The organism is Enterobacter sp. BNK-22 (genome assembly GCF_048684805.1).
Lineage (GTDB): Bacteria > Pseudomonadota > Gammaproteobacteria > Enterobacterales > Enterobacteriaceae > Enterobacter > Enterobacter quasiroggenkampii.
In genome coordinates this window covers 912,207-924,820 of the sequence record NZ_JBLQTT010000001.1, presented here as the reverse complement: position 1 = coordinate 924,820, position 12,614 = coordinate 912,207, and the positions used below count along the sequence as shown (strand labels likewise).

Annotated in this window: 11 protein-coding genes; 2 read left to right on the top strand and 9 right to left on the bottom strand. The window is 53.8% G+C overall.

Annotated elements, in window-relative coordinates; genetic code table 11:
- Positions 1-13: 13 nt before the first annotated feature.
- The 3 genes from lapB to pgpB all read right to left on the bottom strand — a co-directional run bounded on the left by lapB (position 14) and on the right by pgpB (position 2,414).
- Complete coding sequence (gene lapB / locus ACMGGE_RS04250) at positions 14-1,183, bottom strand: lipopolysaccharide assembly protein LapB (RefSeq protein ID WP_063621868.1); 1,170 nt, start codon at positions 1,181-1,183, stop codon at positions 14-16.
- Positions 1,184-1,189: 6 nt separating this feature from the next.
- Positions 1,190-1,498 (bottom strand): LapA family protein, encoded by a 309-nt coding sequence (locus tag ACMGGE_RS04245; RefSeq protein ID WP_008501212.1) that lies wholly within the window; start codon positions 1,496-1,498, stop codon positions 1,190-1,192.
- Positions 1,499-1,646: 148 nt separating this feature from the next.
- A complete protein-coding gene (gene pgpB, locus ACMGGE_RS04240) occupies positions 1,647-2,414 on the bottom strand; it encodes a phosphatidylglycerophosphatase B (protein ID WP_048223612.1) in 768 nt (255 codons plus the stop codon).
- A gap of 197 nt (positions 2,415-2,611) precedes the next feature.
- Here pgpB and ribA point away from each other — a divergent pair, with 197 nt between their 5' ends.
- Positions 2,612-3,202, top strand: a complete 591-nt coding sequence (gene ribA / locus ACMGGE_RS04235) for a GTP cyclohydrolase II (RefSeq protein WP_008501210.1) — start codon at positions 2,612-2,614, stop codon at positions 3,200-3,202.
- Between the two features lie 183 nt (positions 3,203-3,385).
- Here ribA and acnA read toward each other — a convergent pair whose 3' ends face one another.
- The 5 genes from acnA to topA all read right to left on the bottom strand — a co-directional run bounded on the left by acnA (position 3,386) and on the right by topA (position 10,870).
- Positions 3,386-6,061, bottom strand: coding sequence for an aconitate hydratase AcnA (gene acnA / locus ACMGGE_RS04230; RefSeq protein ID WP_420293390.1), 2,676 nt, complete (start codon positions 6,059-6,061; stop codon positions 3,386-3,388).
- A gap of 161 nt (positions 6,062-6,222) precedes the next feature.
- The gene (gene ymiC / locus ACMGGE_RS04225; protein WP_032623144.1) at positions 6,223-6,321 is read right to left on the bottom strand and encodes a small membrane protein YmiC; all 99 of its coding nucleotides are present in this window, start codon (positions 6,319-6,321) and stop codon (positions 6,223-6,225) included.
- Positions 6,322-6,631: 310 nt separating this feature from the next.
- Positions 6,632-6,772, bottom strand: coding sequence for a YmiA family putative membrane protein (locus ACMGGE_RS04220; RefSeq protein WP_213327741.1), 141 nt, complete (start codon positions 6,770-6,772; stop codon positions 6,632-6,634).
- A 338-nt stretch (positions 6,773-7,110) separates the two neighbouring features.
- On the bottom strand, positions 7,111-8,085 hold the full coding sequence (gene cysB / locus ACMGGE_RS04215) for an HTH-type transcriptional regulator CysB (protein WP_008502814.1): 975 nt from the start codon (positions 8,083-8,085) through the stop codon (positions 7,111-7,113).
- A gap of 187 nt (positions 8,086-8,272) precedes the next feature.
- A complete protein-coding gene (gene topA, locus ACMGGE_RS04210) occupies positions 8,273-10,870 on the bottom strand; it encodes a type I DNA topoisomerase (protein ID WP_420293389.1) in 2,598 nt (865 codons plus the stop codon).
- Positions 10,871-11,269: 399 nt separating this feature from the next.
- On the opposite strand from topA, the gene ACMGGE_RS04205 reads away from it, so the two are divergent.
- A complete protein-coding gene (locus ACMGGE_RS04205; RefSeq protein ID WP_003856804.1) occupies positions 11,270-11,521 on the top strand; it encodes a YciN family protein in 252 nt (83 codons plus the stop codon).
- A gap of 34 nt (positions 11,522-11,555) precedes the next feature.
- Here the strand turns inward: ACMGGE_RS04205 and sohB are convergent, their stop codons facing one another.
- Positions 11,556-12,602: a protease SohB gene (sohB, locus tag ACMGGE_RS04200; protein WP_063621870.1), complete on the bottom strand. Its 1,047-nt coding sequence runs from the start codon at positions 12,600-12,602 to the stop codon at positions 11,556-11,558.
- Between the last annotated feature and the right edge of the window lie 12 nt (positions 12,603-12,614).

Below are 12,614 nucleotides of genomic sequence, written 5' to 3'. Positions count from 1 at the left end.
GGCTTTTAAAAAATCACTGCCCGTCAAGGCCGCGGATTGGCTTGATGGTTGACCAGGCCCGGCATGAAGGACAATGCCAATAGAGGGTATAGGCGGTAAAACCACACTTCTGGCAACGGTAGCGCGGCTTGCTGCGCACCTGTTCGCCAACCATGTCGCGCAGCACCATCAGGCTCTCTTTGGCGCGCCCTTCTTCCGCGTCGTTCAGGTGGTAATCCATCAGCTTATGGAAGACCCGCATCGTCGGATGACGCTGAAGCTGTCGGGTGATATAGACCTGCGCGGTGTCGCCACCCTCATACTGCTCAACAACGTCAGCGAGCATCAGTTCCGCGGTTGCGCCGGTATTCTCTTCCACGCAGCGACGCAGGAACGCCACCCATTCTTCCTGCTTGTCCAGCTGTTGATAGCAGGTTTGCAGCATCTCCAGCGTTTCACTGACCAGCTCTTTGTCCTGATCGATAACCCGCAGCAGGCTTTCAACGGCTTTGGCGTAGTCGCCATTCGCCATAAAGACGCGCCCCATCATGATAGAGATACGGGCGCTGTTGCGGTCCGCGGCGGCACCTTTCTTCAGCAACGTCATGGCTTTATCCATGTCGTCGTTGCCCATCTGCTGAAGGGCAAGTTCACAGTAGAAATGGGCTATCTCAACGCGCTGCTTATCTTTACCCAGCTTCACCAGACGTTCGGCCGTATCAATGGCTTTTTGCCAGTCGCTGGTGGCCTGATAAATCTGCAGGAGCTGCTGCAACGCGCCGATGCGGAAATCTGTTTCATCCACCAGCTGAGCGAACATATCTTCAGCGCGATCGTACAACCCCGCGGCCATGTAATCTCGTCCCAGCTGTTGTACGGCCAGGAGTCGTTGATCGTAGGTCAGCGAGGCGCTTTCCATCAGGGTCTGGTGAATACGAATGGCGCGGTCAACCTCGCCGCGCGAGCGGAACAGGTTACCCAGGGTAAGATGCGCTTCAACGGTCCCCGTATCCTCTTTCAGCATGTCGAGGAACAGGTCCACCGCTTTGTCCTGCTGATTGCTCAGGAGGAAGTTTACCCCCGCAACGTAGTCGCGGGAGAGTCGGTTGGCCTCATCCTGTTTTGTTTGTTGCGCACTTCTGCGGCCCATATACCAGCCATAGGCTGCGGCGACAGGCAAAAGCAGAAACAACAACTCCAGCATCGTCGATTATTCCTTCACGACCGGCACGCCAGAGCTTTCCGGCATGTCGGACGCAGGCGCAATGTGATGTTCGAGTCGTTTGATTTTACGTTCTGCGCGCGCAAGCGAAACACGGACTTTTAACCAGAACAAACCGCAAACCAGCCAGCCAATGGCAAAGCCTGCAGCAAATAAGACAGCGAGCAGGCTCGACACACGGTATTCACCCTGAGCCAGCAGATAGTTAAACGTCACCTGCTGATCGTTTTGTGCACCCAATGTGACTGAAATGACAAAAATCGCCAATACCAGTAAGAAAATGAGTAAATATTTCACATTACTTCCCGTTATGTGGTTCAAGCGAATAAAGTGTGTTCAACTTAACGCAATCAGCCTTATAAACTACCATTTTAGTGACGGGCGCGAAACGGAAAAAGTGACGCGCACGTCATGGATCTATGGGCCAAATGCGGAATATCAACCGTCAGGCGTCCGTTTGGTCCCTTTCGGCTATTTCTTCTTTCTCTTCCGGCGGTGGCGTTAGCGGGCCGCAGAATCGTTCAGCCAGCCAGGTCGCCAGCATCACCAGCAGCCACGAGATGAGCGTGGCAACGACCAGATCCCGTGGCCAGTGCATCCCCAGCAGTAAGCGGCTGCCCATGACCGCCGTCGCCCAGACCAGTAGAATCACGATAGTGACCGTACGCCGTCTTGGCCAAAGCAGCCCAACCCCCAGCAGCGCCCAGCTGGCGGCAAACATGGTATGGCCAGAAGGAAACGCGAACCCGGTCTCTTTCTGCCAGTGTTTTCGCAAGAATTTCGGGATATCCTGCTGTTCCGCAAGCTGTTCTTTGACCAGCGCGCCGCGATCTTTACGCTTTAAAGTGTAGAACTCATCCACCGGAACATGGTGCGTTTTTTCCAGCCAGACGACAAAAGGACGCGGCTCCTGAACGCGATCTTTCACCCAGGATTTTACGCCCTGACCGATAAGGATAGCCCCACCGAGGATAGCAAAGAGCATCAGCGCCGCGCGCAGACGAAAGCGCAGGCACCACAGAAACCAGGCGCACAGGAGAACGTGGGTAATAATTCCCCAGGGCTGGGTGACCGTTTCCGTAATCCAGTATAACGTTTTCAACCACGTGGCGTTCTGCCCGGGCTGCCACATCCACCCGGAAAGCCATACGGCCAAAGGCATAATCAGTAAAATGGCCGCACCTGCTGCCGTACGTCTGGCGATTGAATGCATGTCTTCTCCTTTTTCGCTAAGCGTCACAATCATAACTGAAATTTATTCACCTGGTGGAGATGTCGGATCGTGCGTTTAACGTTCATATAGCATGGTGCCCATTAGGCGAACATGCTGAGCTTGTGGCAAAATAAGCTGATACAGAAAGCAAAACAGGGCACAGGCACGAAACGTGTCAGCCTACTCTGGAGAATCACATGCAGCTTAAACGTGTGGCAGAAGCCAAACTGCCAACCCCATGGGGCGATTTCCTGATGGTGGGTTTTGAAGAACTGGCAACCGGACAGGATCATGTCGCACTGGTGTATGGCGACATTTCAGGGCAGACACCGGTGCTGTCCCGCGTCCATTCAGAGTGTCTCACCGGCGATGCGTTGTTCAGCCTGCGCTGTGATTGCGGTTTCCAACTGGAAGCAGCCCTTTCTCATATTGCTGAAGAAGGCCGCGGCGTGCTGCTTTATCACCGTCAGGAAGGGCGTAATATTGGTTTGCTGAATAAAATTCGCGCCTACGCGCTTCAGGACCAGGGCTACGATACGGTTGAAGCGAACCATCAGCTCGGTTTTGCCGCTGACGAACGTGATTTCACCCTGTGCGCCGATATGTTCAAGCTGCTGGGCGTGGACGAAGTACGTCTGTTGACCAATAACCCGAAAAAAGTGGAGATCCTGACCGAAGCCGGGATCAACATCGTTGAACGCGTACCGCTGATTGTCGGCCGTAACCCGAAAAATGCCCACTACCTTGATACCAAAGCCGCCAAAATGGGCCATCTGCTGAAAGAGTGATGCTAACTGAAATTGATGACAAGCCCTGTTATCAACAGCTTAGCCGTTTTTTGCCGGGTGACGCTGCGCTTACCCGGCCTACTGTAATTTGTAGGCCCGTGCAAGCGTAGCGCCGCCGGGCTAAACGTACATCAAGCACTTTGTCAGCAGTCTGAGCCCGGCACGCGTGCCGGGCTCGTTTCATCAATCCAGCATCTTACGAATCACGTAATGTAAAATGCCGTCGTTCTGGTAGTAGGTCAGCTCGGTTGCCGTATCAATACGGCACCGGCAATCCAGCACCTCGGTTTTCCCGTCTGCCCGCGTTAACGTTACCGGCACCGTTTTACCCGGCTGCAGGTTTTGCAGGCCGCTAATGTCAATCTGCTCTTCCCCGGTCAGGCCCAGCGTTTTACGCGTCACGCCCTGCGGGAACTCCAGCGGCAGGATCCCCATGCCAATCAGATTCGAACGGTGAATACGTTCGAACGATTCGGCGATGACCACCCGAACGCCAAGCAGGCGCGGACCTTTCGCCGCCCAGTCGCGGCTGGAGCCGGAACCGTACTCTTTCCCGGCAATCACCGCCAGCGGCGTCCCTTCCTGTTGGTATTTAACGGCCGCATCATAGATCGAAACAACTTCCGTTCCAGGCAGATGACGCGTCATGCCCCCTTCCACACCCGGCACCATTTCGTTACGAATGCGGATGTTGGCAAAGGTCCCGCGCATCATGACTTCATGGTTACCGCGGCGCGAGCCGTAAGAGTTAAAATCGCGGCGTTCGACACCCCGGCTTTGCAGGTAACGGCCTGCCGGGCTATCGGCTTTGATGCTCCCCGCCGGAGAGATATGATCCGTCGTGACGGAATCCCCCAGCATAGCCAGGATACGCGCGCCATGGATATCCTTAAGCGGCGCGGGCTCGGCCTGCATCTCATCAAAGAACGGCGACAGACGAATATAGGTCGAGTCATCCCGCCAGCCATAGGTATCCGAACCTGCAACATTGATGGCTTTCCATTCCGGCGTGCCTTCAAAGACTTCCGCGTACTCTTTGCGGAACATCTCGGTAGAGACCTTCTCAACGGCCAGCGCGATTTCTCGCGAGGATGGCCAGATATCTTTCAGATAGACAGGGTCATTCTTGCGATCGTGACCAATCGGATCGGTCACCAGGTTGATATTCATGTTCCCTGCGAGAGCGTATGCCACCACCAGCGGCGGCGAAGCAAGCCAGTTGGTTTTTACCAGCGGGTGAATGCGCCCTTCGAAGTTTCGGTTACCGGAAAGAACGGCACCGACCGTCAGGTCACCCTGCTTGATCGCCGTTTCGATGGGTTCAGGCAGTGGCCCGGAGTTACCAATACAGGTCGTACAGCCGTAGCCCACGAGGTTAAAGCCTAGCTCGTCCAGGTACGGCGTCAGTTTGGCCTGAGCCAGGTAGTCCGACACCACTTTAGATCCCGGCGCCAGCGAGGCCTTAACCCACGGCTGAGGTTTTAACCCAAGTTCGACCGCCTTTTTAGCCAGCAGACCGGCTGCCATCAATACGCTGGGGTTGGACGTGTTGGTGCAGGAGGTAATGGCGGCAATAACAACCGCGCCATCAGGAAGCTGATACTGATGCCCGTTCAGAACATAGTCGACGGGACGATGGTCTTTCTGCGCCACGTTCACTTCCAGGGCATTGCTGGCGGCAAACGCTTTCGGCACGTCAGACAACGCAACCCGATCCTGCGGACGTTTCGGCCCCGCGAGGCTCGCTTCGACGCTTCCCATATCGAGTTCAAGCGTGCTGGTGAAAACAGGCTCATCGCCCGGATTGCGCCACATGCCCTGCGCTTTGGTGTACGCTTCCACCAGCGCGACCTGCTCTTCGCTGCGGCCGCTAAGGCGCATGTACTCCAGCGTGACGTCGTCAATGGGGAAAAAGCCGCAGGTTGCACCGTATTCCGGCGCCATATTGGCAATGGTGGCGCGGTCGGCCAGCGGGAGCGAATCCAGACCGTCACCGTAGAATTCAACAAACTTGCCCACTACGCCATGCTTACGCAGCATCTGGGTGACGGTCAGCACCAGATCGGTGGCGGTAATGCCTTCAGAAAGCTTTCCGGTCAGCTTGAAGCCCACCACATCCGGGATAAGCATGGATACCGGCTGGCCGAGCATGGCGGCTTCCGCTTCAATACCGCCGACGCCCCAGCCCAGCACGCCCAGACCGTTGATCATGGTGGTATGCGAATCCGTGCCCACCAGGGTGTCCGGATAAGCGACCCACTCTTTATCCTGCAATTCGCTCCAGACGGCTTTACCCAGATATTCAAGGTTCACCTGGTGGCAAATGCCGGTGCCTGGCGGGACCACGCTAAACCGACTGAACGCCTGCTGTCCCCACTTCAGAAATACATAGCGCTCGTGGTTACGCTCCATCTCCAGACGCACGTTTTCGCCAAAGGCGTCATCATCACCGAAGTGGTCAACGGTGACAGAGTGGTCAATGACGAGGTCAACCGGGGAAAGCGGGTTAACTTTTGCCGTATCCCCGCCGAGACGCTTAACGGCTTCACGCATCGCGGCCAAATCAACCACGGCCGGAACACCGGTAAAGTCCTGCATCAGCACCCTTGCCGGGCGGTAGGCGATTTCTCTGTCGGCATGGGCCTTCTCAAGCCACCCTGCCAGCGCCTGGATATCATCGAGTGTGACAGAGTCACCGTCCTGCCAGCGCAAGAGGTTTTCCAGTAAAACTTTCAATGACTTGGGTAACCGCGAAATGTCCCCAAGCGTTCTGGCAGCCAGCGGCAGGCTGTAGTAGTGCCAGGTTTTATTTTCTGCCTGTAATGTGTCCTTACTGGCTTCGCGTAGGGTTAACGACATAAGCTCCTCCTTAATCACAGAGATGCCCTGACAATCATCAGGGCCGTAATTAAAGATAACACAAAGATGTCGTAACGTTTTGATAACAACCCAAATTGATAAATTTAGGATTGGTCCAGCGCGGGGAAACAAAAAACCCCGCCGTAGCGAGGTTTTACAATTTAGTGGAGCGCCAGCCAGATGAGCTGACTCCAGAACAGAATCGACACGGTAAAAACGCCGATCCACGACCAGTATTTGTGAGACGTCATGTTATTCATCATAGGGACACCAGGCATTATTTATAAAAATTCCGAGGTCGTTCCTCAGTGCTATATTGCTGATGTGTATTTATTAAAGAGTACAAAAGCGCAGAGTCGATATTCAGACTATTTGCATCATTACGCAATAAACTAAATTATTGTTTTTTGGGTTCGTCTTCTGCGAACACATCAATAAAAGCCTGCTGCTGCGGCGTCAGTTTCCAGGACGCGGGTACAACAGTCGCAGGTGCTTTACGCCCTCTGTGGCCGCTGTCACGATGCTGACACATCTGTTTTACCGAAGCTGTACGTACCGTCACTGACATATTTAACCCCAATATTTCCAGGCCAGGAGAGCAACCACCACCCAAAACAGGGTAGAGACGAGAAAGACCGCCAGCCAGGCTTTACGCTTGAGCGCAGGATCCCTTTGCGGTTCTTCACTTCCTGAAGGCATTGCTAACCTCATACAATCGACATCGCTTATCATTTAGGACCAAACAATTGGTACAATTAATCATCTGTTGAGATAAATCCTAAAGAAACTTTAGCCGAAAAGCCAGTGAATTTACGCACCGGGAGGTATGAAATATTCAATCTTTTGACCAGAAATAAATAATTGAAAAGAAAAATTTGCGAAGGCGTAAATTAGTTTCTACTTTTGTCGCCAATTCACGACATTATAACCTTACGTATTAAATGGATAATGACATTATATGGCAGGGGAATCGCAGATGATGATAATTCTAATTTAGCTTTGAGAGGTTATTTCGGTATCTTTCCCTGGGGGAAAGATACCGGGTGTGATTATTTTTCGGGAAGTTTGATGTCTTTAAACATCTCTTCAATATCTTCATTTGAGCGTAATGCCACGGCGGTATCAACCACATCACGCGTTAAATGAGGGGCAAAGCGCTGAATAAAATCATACATATAGCTGCGCAGGAAGGTGCTGCGGCGGAAACCAATTTTTGTGGTGCTATGGCTGAAAACGTCGTGCGCATCAAGACGCACCAGGTCAGGGTCTGACACCGGATCCACCGCCATGCTGGCAATGACGCCCACCCCCAATCCAAGCCGGACATAGGTCTTAATCACGTCGGCGTCCGTCGCGGTAAAGACAATGCGCGGCGTTAATCCTGCCCGGTTAAAGGCCGTATCAAGCTCAGAACGCCCGGTAAAGCCAAAGGTATACGTCACCAGAGGATACTGGGCCAGCTCTTCGATAGTGACCGACCCTTTACCCGCCAGGGGGTGATCGGGGGTCACCACAATAGAACGGTTCCAGTGGTAGCACGGGAGCATGACCAGATCGTCATAGAGGTGAAGCGCTTCGGTGGCGATGGCAAAGTCTGCATTCCCCTTGGAGACGGCTTCAGCGATTTGCGTTGGCGAGCCCTGATGCATATGCAACGAGACGCGAGGATAACGCTCGATAAAGCCTTTGATCACGCCGGGCAGCGCATAGCGCGCCTGCGTATGCGTGGTGGCAATATACAGCGAGCCTTTATCCGGCCATGTATGCTCCCCTGCCACAGACTTAATCGCATCGACTTTGGAGAGGACTTCCCGCGCAATGCGGATGATTTCCTGCCCCGCCGGCGTCACCTGGGTAAGATGCTTACCGCTGCGGGCGAAGATCTGAATGCCTAACTCATCCTCCAGCATACGAACTTGTTTGCTGATGCCCGGTTGCGAGGTATACAACCCCTCGGCGGTAGAAGAGACGTTAAGGTTATGATTCACCACCTCAACGATATAACGAAGCTGCTGTAATTTCATGCCAGACCATCCGATTTAGCGCATGCGGTCAATCGCTTAAGACGATTTAATAATAAGAAACAGGTTAACTATAACCACTATATCATTTATAGCCTGACTGTATAGTACGGAACAAAAAATAATAACAAGGTAATAAAAAAGGGCCGGAAATCCGGCCCTTTCACAGGTAAGTTACGGTTAGGGAAGATTATTTCTTGCCTTCAACCCATTTGCCATCGACAAAGAAGGCTGACCATCCGGTCGCTTTACCCTCTTTCTCTGCCGCAACGTACTGCTGCTTAGTTTTACGGCTAAACCGCACCACTGTTTTGTTGCCTTCCGGATCCTGCTGTGGCGCATCGGCCAGATAACGCAGTTTCTCCGGCAGACGATCGCGGAAGCGATGCAGCTCTTCCACCAGCGGCGCGCGGGTTTCACGCGATTTCGGGAAGGTGTTGGCGGCCAGAAAGACACCTGCCGCGCCGTCACGCAGCACGAAGTACGCGTCAGATTTCTCACATGGCAGCTCTGGCAGCGGAACCGGATCTTCCTTCGGCGGAGCCACTTCACCGTTACGCAGAATTTTGCGCGTGTTTTTACATTCGTCGTTGGTGCAGGCCATGTACTTACCGAAACGCCCCATTTTCAGGTGCATTTCAGAACCACACTTCTCGCACTCCACAATCGGGCCGTCATAGCCTTTAATGCGGAACTCGCCCTCTTCGATCTCATACCCGTCACACGTTGGGTTATTACCACACACGTGCAGCTTGCGTTTTGGATCGATCAGGTAGCTGTCCATTGCCGTGCCGCATTTTTTGCAGCGGCGCTTGGCACGCAGAGCGTTAGTTTCCGCATCGTCACCTTCCAGCACGTTGAGAATTTCGTTCTCTGGCACCAGGTTGATGGTGGTTTTGCAGCGCTCTTTTGGCGACAGCGCATAGCCGGAGCAGCCGAGGAACACGCCCGTGGTGGCAGTACGGATCCCCATCTTGCGGCCACAGGTTGGGCAGTCGATGCTGGTCAGAACCATCTGGTTAGGCAGCATGCCGCCCTCTTCAGGGTCTTTCTCCGCTTTTTCAAGCTGGTCGGTGAAATCGCTGAAGAAGCTGTCGAGGACCTTTTTCCATTCCGCCTGGTGGCTGGCAACCTGGTCGAGACTGTCTTCCATTTGCGCGGTGAAATCGTAGTTCATCAGCTCGCGGAAGTTAGCTTCCAGACGATCGGTGACGATCTCACCCATTTTTTCCGCATAGAAACGACGGTTTTCAACACGGACGTAACCGCGATCCTGAATCGTCGAGATAATTGACGCGTAGGTCGACGGACGGCCAATACCGCGTTTTTCCAGCTCTTTTACCAGAGATGCTTCACTGAAGCGTGCAGGTGGCTTGGTGAAGTGCTGAGCCGGGGTCAGCTCAACCAGAGACAGTTCATCACCTTTGTTCACCGCAGGCAGCGTTCGATCTTCATCACCTTTACGCAGCGCAGGCATCACTTTCGTCCAGCCGTCGAAACGCAGAATACGACCGCGCGCCTTGAGACGGAAATCACCCGCCCCGACGGTCAGCGTGGTGGAGTCGTACTGGGCCGGGGTCATCTGGCACGCCACAAACTGACGCCAGATCAGCTGATACAGCTTCTGCGCGTCGGCTTCCATATCTTTCAGCGATTCAGCGAGCACAGAGACATCAGAAGGACGAATCGCTTCGTGCGCTTCCTGAGAATTCTCTTTGCTGGCAAACTGGTTAGCGCTTTCCGGCAGGTATTTCTTACCGAAGTTGTCGCTGATGTAGCCACGCACCATGTTGACCGCGTCCTGACTCAGGTTAGTTGAGTCGGTACGCATGTAGGTGATGTAACCCGCTTCATACAAGCGCTGGGCCATCATCATGGTTTTCTTCACGCCGTAACCCAGACGGGTGCTTGCCGCCTGTTGCAGGGTGGAGGTGATAAACGGCGCACCAGGCTTGCTGCTGGTCGGTTTGTCTTCACGTTCCAGTACCTGATAGCGTGCCTTTTCCAGCAGCGCCACGGCGGCCATGGTCTGGTCGCGGTTTTCCGGACGGAAAGGCTTATCGTTCTGATGGCTTACCTGCAGCGGCAGAGCGTCACCGCCCGGCGTGGTCACATTGGCATCGACTTCCCAGAACTCTTCCGGCACGAAGGCTTTAATTTCGCGCTCACGCTCAACGACCAGACGCACGGCGACGGATTGCACGCGACCTGCGGACAGGCCACGGGCAATCTTCTTCCACAGCAGTGGAGAAACCATGTAACCCACGACGCGGTCCATAAAGCGACGCGCCTGCTGGGCGTTGACGCGGTCGATATTCAGCTCGCCCGGCTTCTCAAACGCCTGACGAATCGCATTCTTCGTAATTTCGTTAAACACTACGCGGCTGTAGCGTTTGTCATCACCCCCGATCACTTCCCGCAGGTGCCACGCAATGGCTTCCCCTTCGCGGTCAAGGTCGGTTGCGAGATAGATGTGGTCTGCTTTTTCAGCCAGCTGCTTCAGCTCGTTAACGACTTTTTCTTTCCCTGGAAGCACTTCATATTGTGCATCCCAGTTATGCCATGGGTTAACACCCATGCGGTTGACAAGCGCGCTACGTTCATCCTTTTTAGGCTTTTTAGCCCCTTTGGTGGAGGTAGAGTCTGCGCTCTTTTTGCTGGCTGAGCCACTGGTCGGCAAATCGCGGATATGACCAACGCTGGACTTAACCACGTAGTCATTACCCAGATACTTATTGATCGTTTTGGCTTTTGCCGGGGACTCAACGATGACGAGAGCTTTACCCATATTCACCTTTACCTAATTTAATTCTTCCAGGAATACGCCGCACGTTGATTTCCCTTCCGCTGACGACGAGCCAATGATATTGCGACTGCGTCAGGAGATATCAACCCCTTTGTCTTACCGGGCGTTAAAGAAAAGCCGCCCAGGTGATTGAGTTCTCGGGTATTTTTCTCACATCTCGTGTAATTCGTGACGAATTCCCGGTTGAATGTCAAGCAATTCTGTTGCCAGAATGACGAAAGCGCACACTCTACCTGATAAAATTCGTTACGCAACTTTATTAGCATGCAAAAGCAAATCCTGCCAGCCAGGCCCCTGCAGCTTATCCCCTCACATTACAGGGAAAATTTGCCCCCAAAGCGCCCTCGGCGTAGACTATTGTCACTGTTTAAGGAGTGGATTATGCAGAATACGACCCAACCTATTGACCGAGCCTCTCTGCTTATCGAAGCAAACAAGCTTATTCGTGACCATGAAGATACGCTGGCAGGCATTGAAGCCACCGGCGTAGAGCAGCGAAATGGCGTGCTGGTTTTCAGCGGCGAATACTTCCTTGATGAACAGGGCTTGCCGACCCCGAAAAGCACCGCCGTGTTTAACATGTTTAAATACCTGGCGCACACGCTTTCCGAGAAATATCACCTGGTCGATTAACGCAAAACGCGAGGCATAAGCCTCGCGTTTTTGTTTACAACAGCGGTTTTTGTCCGCGCTGTAGCCAGCGGAGCAGCAGGCGGTCCGCGCTTTCTGCGGCACTGTTGGTAAAGCGGTCAAGCAGTCGCTTGCGCTGGGCAAAGCGGACGCCTACCAGTTCCCGGCCTTCCATCAGGTTGAGCAGCAGATCGTCACTGGTTCCAACTTCATCCACCAGCCCTTTCTCCTGCGCCTGAACGCCGTACCAGTGCTCACCCGTCGCGACCTGCTCAATGTCCAGCGTCGGGCGCATACGGTGCACAAAGTCTTTAAAGAGATGATGCGTTTCGTTAAGATCCTCACGGAATTTTTGGCGCCCTTCTTCCGTGTTTTCCCCCAGCAGCGTCAGGGTGCGTTTGTACTGACCCGCCGTGTGAAGTTCGATATCAATCTCTTTATTTTTCAGGAAGCGGTTAAAGTTCGGGATCTGCGCGACCACGCCGATCGAGCCAATAATAGAAAACGGTGCGGCCACAATTTTGTCCGCCACGCAGGCCATCATGTAGCCACCGCTCGCCGCCACTTTATCTACGGCTACGGTCAGCGGGATCTGTTTTTCACGCAGGCGCTGTAGCTGAGACGCGGCCAGGCCGTAGCCATGCACGACACCTCCCGGGCTTTCAAGACGAACAACGACCTGATCCTGCGGCGTCGCCACGGCCAGAACGGCCGTCACTTCCTCCCGCAAAGAGGACACTTCATGCGCATCCATGCTGCCCTTAAAATCGAGCACGTAGACGCGGGGCGCGACCTTATCCTGCGGCGTATTGAGCTTCGCCTTTGCTTTTGCCGCTTTGGCTTCCTGTTTATGCTTTTTCTTCTGCGCTTTGAGCCACAGTTTCTGTTGATGACTGTCAAGCAGCGCCAGAGACATCTCTTCCTGCATCTCTTTATACTGCTCGCTCAGGCGGGTGATGCGTAACTCCCCACGCTGACGCTTGCGCTGCGTCAGGTTGACAATCAGAACGGCAACCACCGCAATGGCAATCACCACCGTCGCGATTTTCGCCAAAAACAACCCATATTGAGAAAGTAATTCCACGCGTTCCACCTT